Annotated in this window: 20 protein-coding genes; 10 read left to right on the top strand and 10 right to left on the bottom strand. The window is 68.2% G+C overall.

All coding sequences use genetic code 11. The features are described from left to right. The first annotated feature begins 100 nt into the window (after nt 1–100). Nucleotides 101–2,284, top strand: a complete 2,184-nt coding sequence (locus ACWD5Q_RS32980) for a glycosyltransferase family 39 protein (protein WP_451430754.1) — start codon at nt 101–103, stop codon at nt 2,282–2,284. Between the two features lie 358 nt (nt 2,285–2,642). Further along, complete coding sequence (locus ACWD5Q_RS32975) at nt 2,643–3,233, top strand: DUF6461 domain-containing protein (protein WP_451430753.1); 591 nt, start codon at nt 2,643–2,645, stop codon at nt 3,231–3,233. Nucleotides 3,234–3,276: 43 nt separating this feature from the next. On the opposite strand, the gene ACWD5Q_RS32970 is transcribed toward ACWD5Q_RS32975, so the two are convergent. After that, nucleotides 3,277–4,047, bottom strand: coding sequence for an aldehyde dehydrogenase family protein (locus ACWD5Q_RS32970; RefSeq protein ID WP_451430755.1), 771 nt, complete (start codon nt 4,045–4,047; stop codon nt 3,277–3,279). On the opposite strand from ACWD5Q_RS32970, the gene ACWD5Q_RS32965 reads away from it, so the two are divergent. Then, nucleotides 4,005–4,346, top strand: a complete 342-nt coding sequence (locus ACWD5Q_RS32965) for a helix-turn-helix domain-containing protein (protein WP_451430752.1) — start codon at nt 4,005–4,007, stop codon at nt 4,344–4,346. The two genes, ACWD5Q_RS32970 and ACWD5Q_RS32965, sit on opposite strands and share 43 nt — an antisense overlap. Before the next feature lie 112 nt (nt 4,347–4,458). On the opposite strand, the gene ACWD5Q_RS32960 is transcribed toward ACWD5Q_RS32965, so the two are convergent. The 4 genes from ACWD5Q_RS32960 to ACWD5Q_RS32945 form a co-directional block, all read right to left on the bottom strand. After that, nucleotides 4,459–5,520: an ABC transporter permease gene (locus ACWD5Q_RS32960; RefSeq protein WP_451430751.1), complete on the bottom strand. Its 1,062-nt coding sequence runs from the start codon at nt 5,518–5,520 to the stop codon at nt 4,459–4,461. Further along, a complete protein-coding gene (locus tag ACWD5Q_RS32955; protein WP_451430750.1) occupies nt 5,517–8,102 on the bottom strand; it encodes an ATP-binding cassette domain-containing protein in 2,586 nt (861 codons plus the stop codon). Before ACWD5Q_RS32955 ends, ACWD5Q_RS32960 begins: the two co-directional genes overlap by 4 nt. A 73-nt stretch (nt 8,103–8,175) precedes the next feature. Beyond that, a complete protein-coding gene (locus ACWD5Q_RS32950) occupies nt 8,176–8,898 on the bottom strand; it encodes an SDR family NAD(P)-dependent oxidoreductase (protein ID WP_451430749.1) in 723 nt (240 codons plus the stop codon). A gap of 186 nt (nt 8,899–9,084) precedes the next feature. Continuing rightward, nucleotides 9,085–10,251: a substrate-binding domain-containing protein gene (locus ACWD5Q_RS32945; RefSeq protein ID WP_451430748.1), complete on the bottom strand. Its 1,167-nt coding sequence runs from the start codon at nt 10,249–10,251 to the stop codon at nt 9,085–9,087. A 351-nt stretch (nt 10,252–10,602) separates the two neighbouring features. On the opposite strand from ACWD5Q_RS32945, the gene ACWD5Q_RS32940 reads away from it, so the two are divergent. The 3 genes from ACWD5Q_RS32940 (at nt 10,603) to ACWD5Q_RS32930 (ending at nt 14,043) form a co-directional block, all read left to right on the top strand. After that, nucleotides 10,603–11,502 carry an alpha/beta hydrolase gene (locus ACWD5Q_RS32940; protein ID WP_451430747.1) on the top strand — a complete coding sequence of 300 codons (900 nt, stop codon included), beginning with the start codon at nt 10,603–10,605 and terminating at the stop codon, nt 11,500–11,502. 117 nt (nt 11,503–11,619) lie between these two features. Continuing rightward, a complete protein-coding gene (locus tag ACWD5Q_RS32935; protein WP_451430746.1) occupies nt 11,620–13,245 on the top strand; it encodes a flavin-containing monooxygenase in 1,626 nt (541 codons plus the stop codon). A 27-nt stretch (nt 13,246–13,272) separates the two neighbouring features. Then, a complete protein-coding gene (locus ACWD5Q_RS32930) occupies nt 13,273–14,043 on the top strand; it encodes an SDR family NAD(P)-dependent oxidoreductase (protein WP_451430745.1) in 771 nt (256 codons plus the stop codon). A 289-nt stretch (nt 14,044–14,332) separates the two neighbouring features. On the opposite strand, the gene ACWD5Q_RS32925 is transcribed toward ACWD5Q_RS32930, so the two are convergent. The 3 genes from ACWD5Q_RS32925 to ACWD5Q_RS32915 are packed head-to-tail and all read right to left on the bottom strand — an operon-like array spanning nt 14,333 to nt 16,910. Beyond that, on the bottom strand, nt 14,333–15,025 hold the full coding sequence (locus tag ACWD5Q_RS32925) for a 3-oxoacid CoA-transferase subunit B (protein WP_451430744.1): 693 nt from the start codon (nt 15,023–15,025) through the stop codon (nt 14,333–14,335). Beyond that, the gene (locus ACWD5Q_RS32920) at nt 15,022–15,717 is read right to left on the bottom strand and encodes a 3-oxoacid CoA-transferase subunit A (RefSeq protein WP_451430743.1); all 696 of its coding nucleotides are present in this window, start codon (nt 15,715–15,717) and stop codon (nt 15,022–15,024) included. Before ACWD5Q_RS32920 ends, ACWD5Q_RS32925 begins: the two co-directional genes overlap by 4 nt. Then, nucleotides 15,714–16,910 (bottom strand): thiolase family protein, encoded by a 1,197-nt coding sequence (locus ACWD5Q_RS32915; RefSeq protein ID WP_451430742.1) that lies wholly within the window; start codon nt 16,908–16,910, stop codon nt 15,714–15,716. Before ACWD5Q_RS32915 ends, ACWD5Q_RS32920 begins: the two co-directional genes overlap by 4 nt. 70 nt (nt 16,911–16,980) lie before the next feature. Here ACWD5Q_RS32915 and ACWD5Q_RS32910 point away from each other — a divergent pair, with 70 nt between their 5' ends. Continuing rightward, the gene (locus tag ACWD5Q_RS32910) at nt 16,981–17,862 is read left to right on the top strand and encodes a LysR family transcriptional regulator (protein WP_451430741.1); all 882 of its coding nucleotides are present in this window, start codon (nt 16,981–16,983) and stop codon (nt 17,860–17,862) included. 343 nt (nt 17,863–18,205) lie between these two features. Here the strand turns inward: ACWD5Q_RS32910 and ACWD5Q_RS32905 are convergent, their stop codons facing one another. After that, entirely contained in the window at nt 18,206–19,372 is a 1,167-nt protein-coding gene (locus ACWD5Q_RS32905) for an IS630 family transposase (protein ID WP_451430740.1), read from the bottom strand. 104 nt (nt 19,373–19,476) lie between these two features. Further along, entirely contained in the window at nt 19,477–19,776 is a 300-nt protein-coding gene (locus ACWD5Q_RS32900) for a putative quinol monooxygenase (protein WP_451430739.1), read from the bottom strand. A gap of 265 nt (nt 19,777–20,041) precedes the next feature. On the opposite strand from ACWD5Q_RS32900, the gene ACWD5Q_RS32895 reads away from it, so the two are divergent. The 3 genes from ACWD5Q_RS32895 to ACWD5Q_RS32885 all read left to right on the top strand — a co-directional run bounded on the left by ACWD5Q_RS32895 (nt 20,042) and on the right by ACWD5Q_RS32885 (nt 21,276). Beyond that, the gene (locus tag ACWD5Q_RS32895; protein WP_451430738.1) at nt 20,042–20,425 is read left to right on the top strand and encodes a hypothetical protein; all 384 of its coding nucleotides are present in this window, start codon (nt 20,042–20,044) and stop codon (nt 20,423–20,425) included. 242 nt (nt 20,426–20,667) lie between these two features. After that, a complete protein-coding gene (locus ACWD5Q_RS32890; protein ID WP_451430737.1) occupies nt 20,668–20,892 on the top strand; it encodes a hypothetical protein in 225 nt (74 codons plus the stop codon). A gap of 72 nt (nt 20,893–20,964) precedes the next feature. Beyond that, nucleotides 20,965–21,276 (top strand): Mu transposase domain-containing protein, encoded by a 312-nt coding sequence (locus ACWD5Q_RS32885; protein ID WP_451430736.1) that lies wholly within the window; start codon nt 20,965–20,967, stop codon nt 21,274–21,276. The last annotated feature ends 29 nt before the right edge of the window (nt 21,277–21,305 follow it).

Raw genomic sequence — 21,305 nt, 5'->3', positions numbered from 1 at the left:
ATCGCCCTCGTCATGCTCACCCTCGCCGGAGACAAGCCCACCCTCCCCGGCCGCCAACCCACCACAGAATGACCCACACATCAGGCAGGAGAGCCATAAATTGCCTGGATTCCTCTGGCCGCAGGCCGTTTCAGCCCGCATCTTCGGGTTCCGCCCCTGGGCGCTGACGCTTCCTCAGGTAATTGAGGGAGTGGCCGGCCTCCTGGTGCTCTACCGGGTGGTCCGCCGCTGGGCCGGGGTCAACGCGGCGCTGATCGCCGGCACGGCGTTCCTGGTCACGCCGGTCGCCGTGGGTCTGTTCCGTACCGCCGTGGAGGACCCGCTGTTCACGCTCTGCGTGCTGCTGGCCGCGGAGGCCACCCAACGCGCCGCGGAGGCGGGCCGGTTGCGTCCGCTGGTGATGGCGGGCGTCTGGGTCGGCATCGGCTTCCAGTCCAAGATGCTGGAGGCGTGGGCGGTGCTGCCCGCGCTGGCGCTGGTGTACCTGACCTCGGCGCCGATCGCGCTGCGCAAGCGGCTGGCGCACATCGCAGTGTCCGCCGTCGTGATGGCCGCGGTCTCCTGCTCCTGGATGCTCGCCGTCACCCTCACCCCGGCCGAGGACCGGCCCTATGTGGACGGCACCACGAACAACTCCGCTTTCAGCATGGTCGTGGGCTACAACTTCCTGAACCGCTTCTCGTCGCTGGGGATCAGCGCCGCCTCCACCGGCAGCATCAGCGCCACCCAGGGCGGCGGCCACGGAGGCGGCCAGCACGGCGCGATGGGCGCCCCGGGTGCGGGCCGGAACGCGGGCGGCCGGTACGGCATGGGCCAGAGCGGTGGCCAGTCCGGAGCGACCGCGCCCAGCCTGCCCGGCACCGCTGGGATGGGACAGCACTCGGGCGCGGGCCACCGCGGTTCCGGGGCTCACCACCGCGGTACGCAGGGCGGCTTCGGCGGTGCCTCCGGTTCCGCCTCCGCCTCGGGGCAGCACTTCGGTTCCGCTTCCGGTTTTGGACAGTGGGCCGGAGGCGCTGCTCAGCAGGCGGCCGCCGGGTACGGTGGCCGACAGGGTCATGTCGGCGGAGGTGGCGGCTGGGGCGGTGACCAGAACGGCTGGTCGAAGATGTTCGGCTCGTCGCTCGCCTCGCAGACCGGCTGGCTCTACCCGCTGGCCGTCATCGCTATCGCCTGCGGCCTGTGGTGGCGCCGCAGCAAGCCCCGTACGGACCGGATCCGCATCGGCTTCGTCATGTGGGGAACCTGGCTGACCACGTACTTCCTGGTCTTCAGCGCGGGCAGCGTCGGCGGCCACACGTACTACATGGGTGTGGTCGCGGTGCCGCTGGCGGCGCTCGCCGGTGGCGGTATGACGCTGCTGTGGCGCGCGTACCGGGCCGGTGGCCGCCGTGCCTGGGTGCTGCCCGGTACGGTCGCCGCGACGGCTGCGTGGGGTGCGTACATAGCCAGCAGGTTCCCGACCTTCCTGCCGTGGCTGGCGCCCGCCGTGGGCGTGCTCGCGGTGGCCGCCGTCGTGCTGCTCGTCCTCGCCCGCCCCGGCGTCCGGTCCGGCGGGCGGCTTGCCCTCGCCGGTCTTGCCGCGTCGCTGGCGGCGGTGCTGTTCGCGCCCAGCGTGTGGGCGGTGCAGGTGTTCAACCCGTCGTACGGCAGCTCCGGCATGGGCTCGGTCGGTCCGTCCGGCGGCAGCGGCGGCGGGGGTGGTGGCCACGGCCAGCCGAAGCCGGCGGCCGGCCGGATGGGCCAGCCGCCGTGGGGCGGCACGGCGGGCGGTGCCCGCGGCAAGGGCGCGGCGCACGGTGGCAGCATGGGCGGCTTCGGTGACAGCAGCGGCCAACTGACCACACAGCAGCAGAAGTTGCTCAACTACACGACCTTTCACCGCGGTTTGGCGCAGTACGTGTTCGCCACCACGAGCTGGAGCGGCGCCTCCCCGTACATCCTCGCCAAGGGCGCCGACGTGCTTCCGCTGGGCGGCTTCACCGGCCAGGTGCCGTTCCCTACGCAGAGTCAGTTCCAGCAGTTGGTGAGCTCGGGCAAGCTCAAGTACGTACTGGTCGGCGGGAGCGGTCGGGGCATGGGCGCGATGTTCGGCAACAGCGCCACCGGTACGACGAGCACCACCCAGATCACCAACTGGGTCAAGTCCAAGTGCACCCTGGTACCGGCCTCGGCCTACGGCGGAACGCAGTCGTCCGCGGCGGCCGCCAACGGGTTCACCGGACCCGGCATGGGTGAGGCCGGCGCGGCGGGGACCCTCTATCAGTGCGGCACCACCCGTTGACCGGGCCAGCCGCGGGTAATCCACCGCCCCCGACCGACTGCACCGGACCGGTGGGCGGCTGGGGCGGGGAGTGCGCACCGCAGACGGGTGCGCACGACACCGTGCGCACCGGCGGGCCGCCGGCTCCGGTGTGGTGGCGCCGGGCCTCGTCGTCCGGTACCCGCCCCGCCCGTTGAACCGGCGTCCGGGCGGTGTGGCGTCGGTCACGGACAAGTCCGGCGATCAAGAGGTGATCAAGGGGCATAACGGACACCACGGGCCGGAGTGAACAGACCGCGGACAAGACATCCGATGCAGTTGATCTGTCAAGCGGCGACGGTTGGCTGTGGTGTCAGTGGGGTGTGACAGCATCCGCCGCATGACGAGTGCACACGCAGGACGCGGCTTGGAGATGTTCCGGGCAGGCGACTTCCCCATCTACACGTTGACCTTCGTACGGGGGCTGAGCCCTGTCGAGTTGCTCACCCGCATGAGAGTTGACCAGGAAACCCTCGCACTTCGCGACGGGATGGATCTGTCAGACGACTTCGGTGACGACCTTCTCGACGATGAGGAACCTGTCGTCACCACGGGCGTCGATGGAGCATGGACCTGGGCGTGGGAGCAGGGTGGTGTGCACGGGCTCGAGGAGCAGATCTTGAGCGCCGTGTCCGTCGGCACCGAGGCCGTTGCCCTGCACTACAACGAGAAGCCGATGTACTGGTTCAAGTACGCGGCCGACGGCGACGTCATCGTCGACTTTCACACGCTCCAGGCGATTGAGCCGACCGGGCAGGACCCGACCCGGCTTGATGAGTACATGCGACCGTTGGGGCTCGTCCCTGGAGGGTGGGCCCCTCTCTATGGCGTCCTGTCGCTTGTTGAGAACGCTTTCGGTATCCGGCTGACGCACCCGGGAGAGGTGGACGACCCGCGTATGAGTGGCCGGTTGAGCCCTTTGCCGGAGTGACTCCTCATGTGACTGGAGCGTCGCAGTTCGGTGGAGGGGGCTGTCAAGCAGCCGCTGCAAGGGTGACGATCGGCGGAGCCGGAAAGGCGGTGGTTGGCCGCCACGCACGCCTGACCGGCGTTGCGGAACTTGCACACGATCGCCTGCTCGGCCGCAGGTCGAGATCGACGTCGTCGAGCACGATGAACGGACCGTCGCCGCCGAGTTCCCTCGAGGCGCTGGCGATGTTCGCGGCCGCCTGGCTCAGCAGGGTGCTCCCCATACTGGTCGAGCCGGTGAAGCTCACCTTGCGCAGGCGGCTGTCCGCCATCAGCACCGCCGACACCTTGGACGAGGTCGTCGTGTGGATGAGGTTGACTACGCCCGCCGGGAAACCGGCAGCGTGCAGCGCCTGTACAAACAGCGCGCAGGTCAGCGGGGTCTCCTTCGCGGACTTCACCACGACCGTGCATCCCGCAGCGGGCGCCGCGCCGGCCTTGCGGGCGATCATCAGCAGAGGGAAGTCCCACGGAGTGATGAGCAGGCACGGGCCGGCCGGCTGGTGGGTGGTGACGACGCGGTAGGCGCCTCGGGAGCCGTGCGCATAGGTGCCGTGAAGGTGGGCGATCTGCTCGGCGTACCGGAGGAAGAAGTCGACCGAGAGCTGGAACTCGCCCCGGGCCTCGCCCAGCGGCTTTCCGCTCTCCAGCGTCATGGTCTCGACGATGTCGTCTGCACGCTCCAGGAGCAGCCGGTGCGCGCGGTGGAACAGGTGGACCCGGTGCTCATCTCGTGATCGACACGGTGGAGCGGACCCTGATCTGCGGGAAGCGATGGCTTCGCAGCATCGCGGAGCGGCTGCAAGGCGGAGCGCCCGTCATCGTCAAGGGGATCGACGCGCTCGACCCCGCGGCCAGGCTCGCGGTGGCCGGGCTGTGGGAGATGAGCGTTCTGAAGGGCCCTGTGATGCTCACCGCCACGCTTCGCTCGGCCGCGGAGGCCGAGGAGACGGCGGTCGGTCTCGGGGCGCTGCGGGAAGCGGACGGAAACCGTTCCCGCGCCGCGGAGATACTCGGCCTGTCCCGAGCGGCGATCTACCACAAGATGAAGGCCTACAAGATCACCGACTCGTGACGGACGCCTTCGACACGGCCGCCGCGCAGCCCCCCTTGCAGCCCCAGGTATGCACAGGGTGGTCCGGGAACTCTGCTCGCGGACCACGCTGTGCATACCTGGGTCTCGGTCGTCATCCGGCCGTGGGCAACGCCCGTCGGCGTCGACGCTGGGCCAGCCTGCGAAGAGCGGGGGCGGCCTGGCGCAGAAGGACCACCGCGGCGAGGACCGCTGCCTGCGCGATGAGTTGCTGAGCGTCGTTCCAGCCCAGCGAGCGCAGCAGCTGACCGAGTTGTGTCAGGAACAGCGCCCCGACGCCGCTGGCCACGATGCTCGCGAGACCGCCGGTCATGGCGGTGCCGCCCAGCACTACGGCCGCGACGGTCGGAAGGACGTAGCTGTCCCCGATGAACAGCCCGGGAGTCCGGGTGTAGCCGGCCAGGAGAACGCCGGCGGCGCCGTAGGCGAGGCCCGCGAACCCGTAGGCGACGACCTGGTAGAGGGTGACACGGATGCCCAGAGCCGAGGCGGTGGGCACGCTGACCCCGATGTAGGTCAACCGGCGCCCGACCACCGAACGCTTGGCGATGATGCCGCCCACCGCGAGCATGACGACCGCGATGATGAATGTGTTCGGGATACCGAAGGTCCGGTCGACGGAGAACCGGCTCAGGCCGCCTGGCGCTGTGGCCGGCGAGCCGCCGGAGATCGCCAGGACGGTGCCCAGCAGGACCGCGTTCATGCCGAGCGTCACGACCAGCGGCATGACGCGGGCGACCGCGACCAGGACTCCGTTGACCAAGCCGACGAGAGCGGGGGCGATGACGGCGACGGTGACGGCGAGCCACGCCGGCCAGCCGTGGGACTGGACCATGCAAGTGCAGAGGGCCGCGGCGAGCGCGATCATGCCCGGCACCGACAGGTCGAGGCCGCGTTGCTGCACGACGAGGGTCTGCCCGGCGGCCGCCATGGCGAGCACGGCGGCGAAAGGCAGCATGCTCAGCAGCGGGGCCGAGCCCAGGCTGCCCTGCGCGATGGCGGGGCTGAGGGCGAAGAGCATGATCGTGGCGACCACGATCCCCACCCAGCTACCCGACAGGAGACGGCGCCAGGTGGCGCCCGCGTCGAAGTCGTCTATGGCGTTCCCGTCATGACGCGGGGTGCGGCGGGAGGCGTTGGTGCGTCGGGTGGTCATGCCTGTGCTCCCGTCCGGCGAGTACGGCGCAGCTGCGCGTACAGCACCGCGGCGCCGATCGTGATGAGGCCCGGGAGCCAATAGCCCCAGGCAGGGGAAAGGTTGAGAAACGGGGAGACATTGACCAGCTGCTGAGCGAGGAGGGCGGCGGCAATGATCCCGATGAATGAACCGCGACCACCGAAGATGCTCGCTCCCGCAAGCACGACCACGGTCACCGAGTTGAGGGTGTAGGCGAGACCGGGACGGCCGTCACCGATACCGATCTGGGCCGTCAGGATGATCCCGGCGGGCAGGACCAGAGCCGAGCAGATCATGTACGAGGTGAACTGGATCAGCCGGATCTTCACCCCGAGACGCTCCGCGGCGTCCGGCTCGGACCCCAGAGCCCGCAGCTCGACGCCCCACCTGGTGCGGCGCAGGGCCAGCTCAAGAAGCAGTACGAGGAGCACCGCGATGATGGTCACCAACGGAACCGCACCGAAGTGGGCCTGGATGTCGGCTGCCACCGACGGGAAGATCGTGCCGCCCGGCGTGTCCCGCAGGGACAAGTAGATGCCCTGGAGGGCCATGTAGACCGCGAGGGTCGCGACGACCGGGTTGATGCGGAACCAGGTCACCATGACGCCGTTGATCACGCCTACCGCGAGCGCGCCGAGGGCCATGAGGATCAGCCCGAGGACCAGGTTTCCGCCGTCGACGATCCAGTACGACGCGATCACGACCAGGAAGCCCATGAGAGGGCCGACCGACAGGTCGAACCCGGCTCCCATGACGACGACCTGCTGCGCGGCACCGACCAGCAACAGGGGCGCCAGCATGAGCAGGAGGTTGTTGAGGTTGAGCTGGCTGAAGTAGTCGCCGTTGTGCAGCCCCGTCCCGAGACCGAGGAGCACCACGATCAGGGCGATCACCGCCGCGGGGGCCTGGTCGCCGGCCAGCCAGGCGCGCAGTCGGCGACGTTTTGCCGGCCGGGTCTTCTCGTGGCCGCGCACGCTGGTCGAGGTCAGTGCGGCGTGAGCGATGGCCGCTTCGGTGATCTCCTCACCGGTGAGCTCCTCTACGACACTTCCGCGCGACATGATCAGCACGCGGTGGCACAGGCCCTCCAGCTCGACGTTGTCGGAGGAGAGCACGATGACGGCGGCACCGTCATCAGCCGCGGCGCGCAGGATTTTGTACAGATCGACGCGTGCACCGGCGTCGACACCCTGAGTGGGCTCCTCCACCACGAGGACCTTCGGTGCCGCGAGCAGCGTGCGGGCCATGACGGCCTTCTGCTGGTTGCCTCCCGACAGCGAGCTGATCGGCGTATCGGGGGTCGGGGTCTTGATCGCGAGGTTGCGGATCTGGTCCTTCGAGGTGGACTGCGTCCGCACGTCGCTGACCAGGCCGAAGCGTGAGACCTTGTGCAGGGTGCGCGCCACGATGTTCTCGCTCACTCCGAGCGGCAGGAAAACACCTTCGCCGTGCCGGTCGGCAGGCACGTAGACGACACCGGCGTTCGCTGCCACCGCGTTCGAGCCGCGGACCTTCTGTCCGTCGACGACGATCTCGCCCGACGTCGAGACCAGGCAGGCCAGGGCACGCACGAGCTCGGCCTGGCCATTGCCCTGAACCCCGGCCAGGCCGACGATCTCGCCGGAGCGGACGGTCAGCGAGATGTCGTCGAAGCCGTGGCCCGAGAGCCCGGTCACGACGAGTCGCGCCGCCGCGCTCACGGGTATAGGTTCCTTGGCGGGGAAGACTGTCTCCAGTTTGCGGCCCACGACGCACTCGACGATCTGCTCCTCGGTGACGGCCTCGGCGTCGAAAGTTCCGCGAGTCTGGCCGTCGCGAAGGACGGTGACCCGGTCGGCGATCTGTTTGACCTCAGGGATGCGGTGCGAGATGTAGACGACACCGGCGCCGGTCGCGACGGTCTCGCGGACCTTCGTGAACAGACGTTGTACTTCTTCGGCGTTGAGATGCTCGGTGGGCTCGTCGAGGATCAGAACCTTCGGATTCAGCGCGAGCGCCTTGGCGATCTCGATGATGAACCGCTTCTCCATCGACAGATCGGCAACGCGGGCGCGTGGGTCGATCTCCATCTCCCACGGCGCGAGGGTCTCGCGGGCCCAGGCGGCCGCGCGGCGAAGTCCGCCAACGCGCTTGTACCCGACGCCGAGCGCCATGTTCTCCGCCACCGTCAGGTCCGGAAGAAGCGCGGGATGCTGATGCACGATACCGAGGCCGAGGCTGCGCGCCTGCTCGGGTTGCGCATGAGTGAGCTGGACGCCGCCGATGAGGACGGTGCCGTCATCCGCCGCCAATGCGCCCGAGGCCACCGACATCAGCGTGGACTTGCCGGCGCCGTTCTCGCCGACCAGGGCGTGGACTTCGCCCGGGCGGACGTCGAAGCTCACCTCGTCCAGCGCGCGCACGCCCGGGAAGGACTTCCCGATGCCCTGCATGGAGAGCACCGATGCGGCTTGCCCTGCCGCCTGACGTGCCGCGTGGTGGGACTGGGAGGGATCGGGGCTCGCACCCTGCTGCGGTGGCCGGACCTGAGTCGCAGGCCGGTTGCTGCCGAAGTTGGTCACGTCGGACTCCTGGAAGATTGAGGGGCGCGGACCCGAGTGGTCGGGCCGGCGCCTCGGCCCGTAGACGGGCCCCTTACTGGGCGAGGTAGCCGCCGTCGATGACGAGCTCGGAACCGGTCACGAAGCTGGCTTCGTCGGAGGCGAGGAAGACGACTCCGGCAGCGATCTCCTCCGGTCGTCCGGCGCGACCCATCGGGGTCTGGGAGATGACGTAGTCGTTCACCTCAGTGGCCTGAGCCTCGGTCAGGGGGGTCCAGATGAAACCGGGATGAACCGAGTTCACGCGGACGCATTCCTTGGCGTAGCTGACGGCGGCGCTCTTCGACATGTTGCGCACCGCGCCCTTGGTCGCGTGGTAGGCGTGCGCACCGGCGACAGCGGCGCTGCCCCAGATCGAGGAGACGTTGATGATGCTGCCGCCGCCCTGGGTGATCATCTGTGGGATCACCTCGCGCATCCCGAGCCAGGTGCCGGTCTGGTTGACCGCGACAACCCGGTTCCACTCCTCACTGGTGAGTTCGTGAACGGTTTCATAGGCGATGATGCCGGCGTTGTTGACGAGGAAGTCGACGCGCCCGTGGCGGTCGATGACCTCAGTGATCACACGCTGCCAGTCGGCTTCGCTGGCCACGTCGAGGGACGCATACGTGACGCCTGCGCCGAATGAGTCGTCGGCGGCAGCGCGGCTGGTCGCGATGACGGCCGCGCCCTCGGCCGCCATGGCGTCGACGATCGCGTGGCCGATGCCTCGCGAGGCGCCGGTGACAATGCCGACCTTACCGTCGAGTCGATTCATGGGTGCTCCTCGGATATCCGTACGTGGCTGCGTTGTTGAGTTTCGGCAGGAAAGGGGATTCGGGCGGGAAATCTCCCTCGAAAAGCGATGAGGTCAGCTACCCGGGCCGTGACGGAACTCGTGAAGGCCCGGGGCGCCTGCTGGGAATTGCGACAACTCAAAGCGCCGACTGGGCTGCTACGCGGACTACTTGTAGAGGGCCCTGATCTGCTCGGTGGTCAGGCCGGAAGAGAGAATCGCGTCAGCGGGCAGCGACTTGTCGTACTTCGGCAACATCTTCGGGTTGGTCGAGTCCTCGATGATCTCCAGGTTGTACGTCGAGGGCTCGGTGTCGGTGATGCCGTTGTAGGCCGCAAGACCCTTGTTCAGAGCAGCCTCGACAACCCAGTTGCGGGACGACTCGGTCGCGATCTGATAGCTCGGGTACTGCTTGTGGTACTGGTACCAGAGCGACGCGAACTCGTTGGAGTCATTGGCCGACCAGACCGGCAGCGGCTTGTTCGCGGCGATGAACGCGCGGATACCGCCGACCGAACCGCCGCCGAAGTCGGAGACGATGCCGTCGATCTTGCCGTACTTCGTGATGAGACCGGCCACGACCTGCTGCGTCTTGCTGACGTCCCAGTCGGTGGCGACGTACCCGTCCGCGTTGAGGAGGTGGACGTCGGGATGCTCCGCGACCGCCTTCTTGACGCCCTCGTAGACGGTCTGGGAGTAGGCGCTGCCGGCGACACCGCCCAGCATGATCAGGTTGCCCTTGCCGTGCATCGCCTTGACGGTCCAGTCGGCGAGGTTCTTGCCGTACGCCTCGACGTCCTCGGAGACGAAGTCGACGTAGTCCTTGCCCGGTGTGCCGCCGATGCCGGAGACGATCGGGACGACCGCCACGCCGGCCGCGGTCGCCTTCTGGATGGTCGGCAGGAGGGCCTGTCCGGCGTCGCCGAAGGTGACGATCACCTTGACGCCCTGGGCGACCATCGAGTTGATGTCCGAGATCGCCTTCTGGGTGTTGTTCTGGGCGTCGGTCACCACGACCTGGGTGATGTTCTTGCACTTGGCCGCCTGGGCCTTGAAGAGCGCGATCGTGGCCTTGCGCCAGGTGTTGTTGTTGTTGCCGTCGGCGTAGCCGACCTTGATCGGCTTGGTGCCGCAGAACTTGCTGATGTCCGGGATGTCGGCCTGCACGCCGACGCCGCCCACCTTCACGGTCGGCCACGGGCCGCCGGAGCCGACGGAGGCGCCAGAACCACCGGAGCCACCGGAGCCGGTGGACAGACCCCCGCAGGCGCTGAGCGCCATGGCCATGGCGGCGGCGACGCCGGTCGCTGCGACGGCCCGCTTCTTGATGTGCATGGAATCTCCTCGTCGAGAGCGGTGAAGGACCTCGGTGGCCCGAGAGCACCAGGTGTGCGCAGGTGCCGAGCCGTGAGAGCGGAGCGCTTGGCCGGACTCCGAGGGCGGGATCGCCGGCGTACTCGGAGTGACGTGATCGCCTGGGTGAGGGAAACGGGCTTGTGAGGGCCCCGGCAGAAGGCTGTCGCGAGCAGGCCCGTGTGATGCGAGTCACTGTGAGACGGCGGTGTCTCATTTTGTGACAGCGTCCGCCTTCGACGCCTGGGCATGGTGATCCTCGACAGGCCGGGCCGGCCGTCTGTCGGCCCGAGGAACAGCCAGTACCACCAACGATGACGTTGAGGAGCACCCATGCCCCTTCCCCGTCCTTCAGACCCGCTTGGGGAGATCTACGCCGAGTGGAGCGTGGAGTTCGAGGCCAACCCGGAGATGTCGCTCCAGCTGATGCGCTGGGTCTTCGAGGACTGGCAGCGCGCGACTGCGGAGCCCGAAGGTGTCACCTACGCCACGACCACCCTCGGTGGCGTGCCGGGCGTCCTCGTGAAGCCGCTCGACGCGGATCCCTCTCAGGTAATGGTGGTCATGCACGGCGGAGGGTTCGCGCTCGGCTCCTCCGCCAGCCACCGCAAGCTCGCCGGTCACCTGGCCAAGGCCTGCGGAACGCATGCGTTCGTTCTCGACTTCCGGCTCGCGCCAAAGTTCCCGTTCCCGGCGCAGATCGAGGACGGCCTCGCTGTCCACCAGGCTCTCCTGGACAAGGGCATTGACGCCGACGACGTGTGCTTCGTCGGCGACAGCGCCGGTGGAAACCTCGCGGTCGCGATGACACTCACGCTGCGCCGCGACGGCCGCCCGCTGCCCGGACGTGTCCTGACGATGTCGCCCTGGCTCAACATGGAGAACAGCGGTGCCACGATCGAGACCAACAACGACACCGACTTCCTGATCACGCGCGAAGGCCTCGCCGGGAACATCGCCCGGTACCTCTCAGGCGGCGCGGACCCGACGGACCCGTACGTCAACCCGCTCTACGCCACCTATGAGGGCTTCCCGCGGCTCTACGTCTGCGCGGCCGACACCGAATCCCTCTTCGAGGACTCCGAGCGTCTGGTCGGCCTGGCCGAGAGCGCCGGCGTCGACGTGACGTTCTCCATCGGCAAGGGCATGCAGCACGTCTTCCCGTTCCAGGCCGGACGCCTCGCGCGCGCCGACGAGGAGATCGCCTCCATGGCCGCCTGGTACCGGTCCTGACCGGCACCGTACCGGCGCCCTGGCCAGAGTTCCGACCGCCTCTCATCCACCTTTCCTGCTGCGCGCTCCTCCCTGAGTGCCCATCTGTCATCACTCGGTGAAAGGACCGACACATACATGACCAGCAAGCTTGACTACGACGCCATCGTCATCGGCGCCGGCTTCTCCGGCCTGGCGATGCTCCACCACCTGCGCGAGATCGGTCTTTCGACGCTCGTGGTCGACGGCGAGGACGGCGTCGGCGGCACCTGGTGGGTCAACCGCTACCCCGGTGTCCGCACCGACAGCGAGTACAGCTACTACTCCTTCTCCTTCTCCAAGGAGGTCCGCGACGAGTGGACCTGGACCGAGCGCTACCCGGCCGGCGCGGAGGTCCTGGCGTACCTCAATTTCGTCGCCGACCGGCTCGACCTGCGCAAGGACATCCGCCTGTCCACCCGCGTGGAGAAGGCCGTCTACGACGAGGACGCGAATACGTGGACCGTCCACCTCGGTGACGGCACCACCCTGACCACGACCTACCTCGTCTCCGGCATGGGCGTCCTCTCGCAGGCGATCTTCCCTGGCATCGGCGGCATCGACACCTTCCAGGGCGAGAAGTACCACTCCTCGATGTGGCCCCGCGGCGGCGCGGACCTGACCGGCAAGCGTGTCGGCCTCATCGGGCTGGGTGCCTCCGGCATCCAGATGGTGCCTGAGATCGCCAAGGTCGCCGGCGACTTCCACGTCTTCCAGCGCACGCCGAACTTCATTGTCGAGACCACGAACGACCCGGTGACCGAGCAGGACATGGCCTACCTGCGTGACCACTACGACGAGATCTACGAGAAGGCGGCGAACCACCCCTTCGGCGTCGCGATGGAACCGGCCGAGCACAGCGCTCTCGACGTTTCCGCCGAGGAGCGCGACCGGATCTTCGAGAGCAAGTGGAACGAGGGCGGATTCCACTTCGCCAACGAGTGTTTCACCGACCTGGCCACCAACCATGAGGCCAGCGAGCTCGCCTCGGAGTTCATCCGCAAGAAGATCCACGAGATCGTCGAGGACCAGGACGTTGCCGACCTTCTCTCGCCGACCACCTACTCCTTCAATGGCAAGCGTGTCCCGACCGGCCACAACTACTACGCGGCGTTCAACCAGCCGAACGTGCACCTCGTCGACGTCGCCTCGCAGCCGATCAGCCGGATCTCCGAGCGCGGCGTGGTGGTCGGCGACACCGAGTACGAGCTCGATGTGCTGATTTTCGCCACCGGCTTCGACGCCATGACCGGGACCCTGACCAACATCGACATCGTGGGTCGCGGTGGCCGCACGCTGCGCGAGAAGTGGCTCGCCGACGGCCTCAAGTCGAACCTCGGCATCAACGCGAACGGGTTCCCGAACTTCTTCATGTCCCTCGGCCCGCAGACGCCGTACTCGAATCTGCCGGTCCCGATCCAGCTCGGTGCCCAGTGGCTCCAGAGGGCCATCGCGTGGGCACGTGAGAACGACGTTCCATTCCTTGAGGCCACCCCCGAGTCGGAGGCCTGGTGGATGGAGGAGACCGAGCGGGCCGGCAAGGCCACCGTCATGTACTCCGAGGGCAAGAAGGCCAAGGCGTGGTTCCTGGGCGACAACCTCCCCGGCAAGCCGGAGGAGTTCCAGGTCTACACGGGTGGCGGACAGGTGTACCAGCAGTTCTGCCGTGCGGCTGAGGAGGACGGCTACCGCTCCTTCCTGGCCGACCAGGCGGTCAAGGTCTGAGAACTCGACAAGGAAAGGGGAATCGGTATGGGACGTCTGGACGACAAGGTCGCTCTGATCACCGGGGCCGCGATGGGCATGGGCCGGGCGACCGCGGAGCTGTTCGCGGCCGAGGGCGCCAAGGTCGCGGTCACCGACCTGGACGAGGCCAAGGGCAAGGAGGTCGTGGCGGGGATCCTCGCGGCAGGCGGGACCGCGGAGTTCTGGAGCCTGAACGTCGCCCGGGAGGCCGAGGCGAAATCGGTGATCGACGCGGCGGCAGCGGAGTTCGGCGGTCTCGACATCCTCGTCAACTGCGCCGGCATCATCGGCGTCGACAAGCCGACCCACGAGCTCACCGAGGCCGAGTGGGACGCTCTGTTCGCCGTCGATGTGAAGGGCGTCTTCTTCTGCACCAAGCATGCCGTTCCGCACATGATCGAGCGGGGTAAGGGCAGCATCGTCAATTACTCATCCATCTACGGGATGATCGGGAACGACGAGTTCACGGCGTACCACGTGGCCAAGGGCGCGGTCTCGATGCAGACCAAGCAGGACGCGGCCAGCTACGGCAAGTACGACATCCGCGTGAACTCGGTGCACCCGAGCACGGTCCTTACCCCGCTGGTCGAGGGCATCGCGGCTGAGTTCCCCGGTGGCCTGCCGGCCTATGAGGAGTACATGACGGGCAACCAGTCGCTGCGTCGCCTGGGCCGTCCGATCGATGTCGCCTACGGGGTCCTCTACCTGGCTTCGGACGAAGCGAGCTGGGTGACGGGCGTGAACCTGCCGATCGACGGCGGCTATACGGCGCGCTGATCGCCCTATGTGGCGTCGGCCCGTCTCCGAAGCACTCGGAGACGGGCCGACGCTATTGCCCGTGACCTCATCCCAACGAACGGAACGGCCCCCCTTGCAGGTGATGTTCGTGACAGCGGTTGCACGGTGCCGTCCGCGTTGCCCGTGGCGAGCGCGGCCAGCGACTACCCCCGCCGGCGACGCCGCTCCCCTCAGGGCTGGCCGGCAACGGTGGTCGTCTCGCGCTGCATCAGTCCCTCCTGCGGAGCGAGACCGAATCCCGGTTGGCTTGGGTGCGGGTCTGAGGAGGTCAGAGCAGCTCGACGTCGAGGCGTGAGCGCAGCTCGTTGAGGGTGATGCCGTAGGTCTCCAGCACGTGGACACCGTCGGGCCGCACGTCGAAGGTGGCGACCTCGGTGTAGACCCGGCTGACGCAGCCCACGCCGGTGAGCGGGTAGGTGCACTGCCGGACCAGTTTGGGCGCACCGGACTTCGTGAAGAGCGTCATCATCACGTAGACGTCCCTGGCTCCGATGGCGAGGTCCATCGCACCGCCGACAGCGGGAATGTCGCCGGGCTTGCCGGTGTGCCAGTTGGCCAGATCACCGCGCTCGGAGACCTGGTAGGCGCCGAGCACGCAGACGTCGAGGTGGCCGCCGCGCATCATGGCGAAGGAGTCGGCGTGGTGGAAGTACGCCGCCCCCGGAAGCTCGGTGACCGGAACCTTGCCCGCATTGGTGAGGTCGGGGTCGATCTGGGCGCCCTCGGCCTTTGGCCCCATGCCGAGCATGCCGTTCTCGGTATGGAGGACGACGCCGAGTTCCTCGGGCAGATGGTCGGCGATCTTGGTGGGCTGGCCAATGCCGAGGTTGACGAACGCGCCGGCCGGGATGTCCCGTGCGATCACCGCGGCAACCTCGTCCATGCTGAGCGGATGGTCGACGCTGATCGGCGCCTCGGCCGTGGACGCCGGGCGGGTCGAGGCGGTGGAGTCGGTAGTCATCGTGCTCCCTGGACGGTGTAATGGCGGGACTTGACCGGCACGATGCGGTCGACGTACACGGATGGCGTGACGACCCCCTCCGGGTCGAGCTCGCCGAGCGGAACGACTTCGTCGACCTGGACGATCGTGGTGGTGGCGGCGGTCGCCATCACCGGGCCGAAGTTGCGGGCGGTCTTGCGGTAGACGAGATTGCCCATCGAGTCGGCCCGGTGCGCGGAGATGAGGGCGTAGTCGCCCTTGATCGGATACTCCAGCAGGTAGTCGCGTCCGCCGATGGTGCGCACCTCCTTGCCCTCGGCGAGCGGGGTACCGACCGCGGTCGGGCAGTAGAACGCGCCGATCCCGGCACCGGCGGCCCGCATCCGCTCGGCGAGGTTGCCCTGGGGCACCACCTCCAGCTCGATCTTCCCCTCGCGGTAGAGCGCGTCGAAGACGTAGGAGTCGACCTGCCGCGGGAAGGAGCACAGCACCTTGCGGACCCGGCCGGCCGCGAGCAGCGCCGCAAGTCCGACATCGCCATTTCCGGCGTTGTTGGAAACGATCGTGAGGTCCTTCGCGCCCTGCCGGATGAGGGCGTCGATGAGGTCGAACGGCATCCCGGCCAGACCGAAGCCGCCGACCAGGACGGTGGAACCGTCCTCGACCCCGGCGACGGCCTCGTCGGTCGATTCCAGCACGGCGGTGCGGCTCACTTCGACACCTCCAGGTTCTCCAGTACGACGGCCAGCCCCTGGCCGACGCCGATGCAGATCGCGGCCACGCCGTACCGCTCACGGCGTTCCCTCAGGACCGCGGCGAGGGTCCCGAGGATCCGGCCACCGGAGGCGCCCAGTGGGTGCCCGATCGCGATGGCCCCGCCGCGCTGGTTGACGATCCCAGGCTCGCGCAGACCTTCCTTCAGCCAGGCGTCGACGCAGGCAAGTGACTGGACCGCGAATGCCTCGTTGAGCTCGACCGCGCCGACCTGGTCCCAGGTGATCCCGGCGCGGGCGAGCGCTCGATCCGCGGCCTCGACCGGCGCGTAGCCGAATTCCCGCGGGTCCAGCGCCATCGCGCCTCTGCCCGCGATCCGGCCGATCGGGTCGCGGCCGATGGTCGCTGCCGCTGCCTCAGTGCCGAGGATCACCGCGGAGCCGCCGTCGGAGAGCGGGGAGGCGTTGCCCGCGGTAATGGTGCCGTCCGGCCTGAACGACGGCTTGAGCTGGGCGAGCTTCTCGGTGTTCGAGTCCGGGCGTATGCCCTCGTCGCGGACCAGGTCGCCGACCGGGGTGACCAGCGCGTCGTAGAAGCCGTCCTCCCATGCCTGGTGCGCGAGGCGGTGAGAGCGGACGGCGAACTCGTCCTGGCGCTCGCGAGAGATGCCGAAGCGCTCCTGGAGCTGCTCGTTGCACTCTCCCAGCGAGACGGTCCATTCCTTCGGCATCCGCGGGTTGACCAGCCGCCAGCCCAGTGTCGTCGACACCGCGGTGACGTCGCCCGCAGGGAAGGCCCGCGACGGCTTGGGCAGCACCCACGGCGCCCGGGTCATCGACTCGACACCGCCCACGAGAACGACATCGGCGTCACCCGTCTCGATGGTGCGGGAGCCGGCCATCGCCGCGTCCAGGCTGGAGCCGCAGAGCCGGTTGATCGTCGAGCCGGGCACGCTGGTCGGCAGACCGGCCAGCAGCGCGGCCATCCGGCCGACGTTGCGGTTCTCCTCGCCGGCGCCGTTGGCGTTGCCCCAGGCAACCTCGTCGATCGCGGCGGGATCCAGCGACGGCACCTGCGCGAGCACACCGCTGATCGCGGCAGCGGCCAGATCGTCGGGCCGGACGCCGGCGAGCGCGCCGTTGAACTTGCCGAACGGTGTCCGTGTGGCGGCGTAGAGGTATGCACTGTTCATGACTCGACGCTAGACGGCACCGCCGATACTGTGAAGTATCAATATCGACGTCGATTGAAACTCTGAAACTATGGATCTGCGCCAGCTCCGTTACTTCGTCGCCGTCGCGGAAGAGCGTCATTTCGGACGTGCGGCCCAGCGGCTCCACATGGCACAGCCGCCGCTCTCGCAGGCGATCCGGCAGCTCGAGGGCGAGCTCGGCATCGCTCTGTTCAACCGCACCACACGTCGGGTCGACCTCACCGACGCCGGCCGCGCCTACCTCGACCGGGTACGGGCGATCCTCGCCGAGGTCGACGAGGCTGCCCACCACGCCCGCCGGGTCGCCGCCGGTGCGGTCGGTCACCTCACCCTCGGTTGCGTCGGCTCGGCGACGTACAGCCTGCTGCCGACGCTGTCGCGTCATCTCGCCACCGAACTGCCGGGCATCGACTTCTCGTTCCGTGGGGAGATGCTCGCTCCGGATCAGGTGGAGGCGCTGCGCAGCGGCGCGATCGACGTGGCCCTGCTGCGCCCGCCCGCCGCCGACCTGTCCCTCACCGTCCACACCCTGCGCCGGGACCGCCTCGTAGTGGCACTCCCGGCCGAGTGCCCACTCGCGGCGAAGACCCGGGTGCGCGCCGCCGACCTCGCCGGCCTCGACCTGATCGTGCACTCGGCGGACCGTCACTCGGTGATGCACGATGTCGTGCTCGGTCTCCTGCGAGACGCGGGCGTCGAGCCGCACATCCGGCACGAGGTCGGGGAGACCTCGACGCTCATCACCCTCGTCGCCGGCGGCCTCGGAGTCGCGGTCGTACCCGAGCCGGTGACCGCGCTCGCGCTCGACGGCGTCGTCTACCGGCCCCTGATCCGCCCGGCGGCGTCGATCGAACTGGCCGTAGCCCACCGCGCCGACCGCAACGAACCCCACCTGGCTCGCACGATCGAGGTCATTCGCCGACTCTTCTGAGCGGCCCGCCGGCTCCAGTCCTCACCCAACACCCGGTGAGCGACGCCGAACGCCGTGTTGGCAACCGGTACGCCGACATAGCGCCCCGCTCGCTGCGGCCAGGCTGATCGCAGCGGGACGGCACGCCCTCAGAGACGGCCACCAGTCGTGAAATGCGGTCACTGCGGGCGAGCCCCCTCGACTACCGCCCTCGACGCGGACTCGTGGGTAGGACCCGATACGCTTCTTCACCCGTAGAGCGCGCTTTGCCCGGGGACTGGCAGGACCTGCCACAAGCCCTATCATCCCAGCTCAATGAGACTATCTGCTTTGTGGTTCGGTCCGGAAGTCCTTCGGGGGTTGATCATGCTGCCAGTGCGGCGGAGGATTCTTCGTGGTGATCGGTGGTGTGCCGGTCGAGCCTGGCCAGTAGATCGTCCAGGTCGGAGGTGGTGAACTTCCACTGGAACGGCTGTGCCGTGGCGTTGTAGCGGTCTTCGAAGGCTCGGAGCCGGTCCCCGACCTGGGTCAGGTCGGTGAAGTCGTTGGGCGAGACGACCTTGCGCTGGACGACGGAGAAGTAGATCTCCACCTGGTTCAACCACGAGGCGTGCACGGGGGTGTGGACCATGACCGCGTTCGGGAACGCGGAGGTCGGCCGGTCGGCGGCGTTCTTGCCGCGGTGGGAGGAGCCGTTGTCCACGATCCAGAACACCCGCTTCGCGCTCGCGTAGGGCTCCTGGCTCATGACCTGGGCGACCAGGTTCATGAACGGCTCGATGCCGGTGGCGGCCTCGGTGCGGCCGAACACCGCTGCCCGGTGGACGTCGTAGGCGGCCAGGTAGGCCAGGGCTCCACCGCGGCCGTAGATGTGGATCACGCGCATCACGCGGGCCCGGCCGGGGGCGAGGGTGGGGTGGCAGCGGCAGCGGGCCTGGATGGAGGTCTTTTCGTTCGCGCTGATGACGTACTCGTCCTCACCGAGCGGGACACTCTCCCAGGTGCGGGCGTACAGGTCCAGTACGCGCTCGGCCTTGGTGCGGAAGTCGGGGTCGGTAATGAAGATCCAGGAGCGGTGCTGCCAGGGCTTGAGCGCGTCGTCCCTGAGCCAGCGGCGCACGGTGGAGGCCGACACGAACGTGGCGATGCCCCGGGCCACGGCCTCGCGTGCCAGTTCCGGGCAGGACCAGCGGGACAGCGGCGTGCCGGTCTCGGCGGGCAGCCGGCAGGCCAGCGCTTTGACCTCGGCGACCTGGAGCGCGGTGAACGCGGGCGGGCGCCCCGACCGCTCGCGGTCGCTCAGACCGCCGAGCCCGTGCGCGGCGAACCGGCCGTGCCAGCAGCGGACCGTGTCCAGGTGCAGGCCGGTCTCGCGGGCGATGCGCGCGTTGGAGCGCCCGCGTGCGGCGTGCAGCACCACCTTTGCGCGCATCCGCAGCCGGTGCTCGGTCTTGTGGCCGTAGGCCATCTTCTTCAGTCGCTCGCGCTCGGCGGCGCGTAGGACTATCGGGCGGGCAGCGGCAACGGGCAAGACAGGCAGGCCGATCGGGAGAAGTGGATCACCATGGACCGTAGCTTGCCCGCACCCGGTCCCCGGCCCGTCGGGCAGGATGACTTGGCGGCACGCAGCCGCGGTTAGACACCGAGACCGCCCGCGACGTGCGTCTCCTGACGAGTGAACTCACCTGTCAGCAGCGGCATGACCTTGCTGATGGAAGCCTTCGCCTCGGGCAACTGCAACGATGCGTCGTGATGCTCTTTGCTCTCCCACACCTCGCTCACCCACACGGTGTCTTCGTCGGTGGCCGATTCGGTCACGACGTAGAGATGGCATCCCGCTTTGCGCAGACCGTCAGCGCCGGCGACCAGTACGGCGACCACCTCCGCGCGGTGACCGGGTTTGACCTTCATCGAACCGATGTAGCCGTAGCGCATGTCACTCCTCTTAAGTCACGAACGAGACGCGCCCAGGAGCATACCGGACGTATGTTCGAATGTGCAGCAGAACTGCGGATACCCCCGCCCGCCGCCGCCCCCTGGACGAGCTGCGGCCCACCCCATGGACGTCAATCCACGGCCGACTTCTGACCAGCCACCACGCACGACACCGGCTCCGGAGTCAACCCCCGAAGGACTTCGGGACGCGACCGCTAAGGTCGACGGCTGAGGCCGGGTACCCACCAGGGGGTAGCGTTCTGGCATGACGACGTCAGCGCTGCCCCGGTGGCCGCCGTATCTGATCCATGGCGTGCGCGTGCTGCATCAGAAGCAGAACTGCGCGCCCCATTTCGCGGAGATTGAGGTGGACTTCGAGCCCGCAGCCGAGGGCTTCGACTTCGAGGTAGCCCGAGGGCTCACGGTGGAGTACGAACCTGCCCAGGATCTGCCACGCTTCTTTGCAGCTGCCGCCGTGGGGATCGAGGAGCAGCTGAGCTTGCCCGAGCACGGAGTTGCCATCGCCACTCGGGTCGTGCTCCGGCGTGCCCGCGCCGATTCGTTCGGCTCTCACGAACTGGCGTTCAAGATCGCGGGCTACCTCGCTGCCCGTAAGGCTTTGGAGTGTACGGGGTGCCCGCGACTCTGAGCCGTGTACCTCGCGACGGCGGGTAGCTTGCTCCGCACTGTCAGTCGGGCCTCAGATGACAACAGGCGTGCTGTCGGGGGCGGGGTGACAAATAGCCTGCTGAGCTGGTGACAACCACGGTGCTTCGGCCAAGCGAAACCCCAGCCCCAGTTCAGCAAAGACCCGGGTGACAGCTTTCGCGCTTCGGCTCGGTCGGTCCGGGGCGCGCTCGCGTATCCAACCTCAAGGCCGCCGTCGCCCGGGTGCTGGGACTGAGCCGGGCCAGGGTGGAGGCCGACCGGTGGATTGCGTTCAAATCGCACTTCGGCATCGAGAGCTTCTACTGCCGTCCGGACATCGAAGGCGCCCACGAGAAGGGTGGCGTCGAGGGACAGATCGGCTACTTCCGCCGCAACCACTTCGTCCCCGTCCCCGAGGTCTCCTCGCTCGCCGAGCTGAACGAGCTGGTCGAGCAGTGGGACCGGTAGGACGACGCACGCCGCATCGGTGCCCGGTCCAAGATCGTCGCCGAGTGCTTCGTACTCGAACAGCCACTGTTGATGCCTCTGCCCGAGGAGCCGTTCGAGACGGGCCGGCAGTTCACACCGAGGGTCGACCGCTACGGCCAGATCCCGGTCCGCACCAACTGCTACTCGGTGCCGATCCGGCTGATCGGCAAGCGGGTGCGGGTCGTCCTGCACGCTTCTCACCTGGTGGTTTACGACCAGAACGTGGAAGTGGCCCGGCACGAGAGGCTGATCGCGAAGGGCGCCGTCCGCCTGGAGCTGGATCACTACCTGGAGGTCCTAGATGATCTATTCCAAGGGGTGCCTGTGGAGACGAAAACGAGGGCGTCCAAGATCATGTTGTGACGCACAACTTGGACACCCTCGCGACAGCA

The sequence above is a fragment of the Streptomyces sp. NPDC002513 genome (genome assembly GCF_053595355.1).
This window is presented reverse-complemented; position numbering and strand designations above follow the sequence as displayed.

Coding starts and splice junctions, on each gene's coding strand:
- ACWD5Q_RS32975 (WP_451430753.1), top strand. CDS start 2,643: ATGACGAGTGCACACGCAGGACGCGGCTTGGAGATGTTCCGGGCAGGC.
- ACWD5Q_RS32960 (WP_451430751.1), bottom strand. CDS start 5,520: ATGACCACCCGACGCACCAACGCCTCCCGCCGCACCCCGCGTCATGAC.
- ACWD5Q_RS32950 (WP_451430749.1), bottom strand. CDS start 8,898: ATGAATCGACTCGACGGTAAGGTCGGCATTGTCACCGGCGCCTCGCGA.
- ACWD5Q_RS32945 (WP_451430748.1), bottom strand. CDS start 10,251: ATGCACATCAAGAAGCGGGCCGTCGCAGCGACCGGCGTCGCCGCCGCC.
- ACWD5Q_RS32940 (WP_451430747.1), top strand. CDS start 10,603: ATGCCCCTTCCCCGTCCTTCAGACCCGCTTGGGGAGATCTACGCCGAG.
- ACWD5Q_RS32935 (WP_451430746.1), top strand. CDS start 11,620: ATGACCAGCAAGCTTGACTACGACGCCATCGTCATCGGCGCCGGCTTC.
- ACWD5Q_RS32930 (WP_451430745.1), top strand. CDS start 13,273: ATGGGACGTCTGGACGACAAGGTCGCTCTGATCACCGGGGCCGCGATG.
- ACWD5Q_RS32925 (WP_451430744.1), bottom strand. CDS start 15,025: ATGACTACCGACTCCACCGCCTCGACCCGCCCGGCGTCCACGGCCGAG.
- ACWD5Q_RS32915 (WP_451430742.1), bottom strand. CDS start 16,910: ATGAACAGTGCATACCTCTACGCCGCCACACGGACACCGTTCGGCAAG.
- ACWD5Q_RS32910 (WP_451430741.1), top strand. CDS start 16,981: ATGGATCTGCGCCAGCTCCGTTACTTCGTCGCCGTCGCGGAAGAGCGT.
- ACWD5Q_RS32900 (WP_451430739.1), bottom strand. CDS start 19,776: ATGCGCTACGGCTACATCGGTTCGATGAAGGTCAAACCCGGTCACCGC.
- ACWD5Q_RS32895 (WP_451430738.1), top strand. CDS start 20,042: ATGACGACGTCAGCGCTGCCCCGGTGGCCGCCGTATCTGATCCATGGC.
- ACWD5Q_RS32885 (WP_451430736.1), top strand. CDS start 20,965: ATGCCTCTGCCCGAGGAGCCGTTCGAGACGGGCCGGCAGTTCACACCG.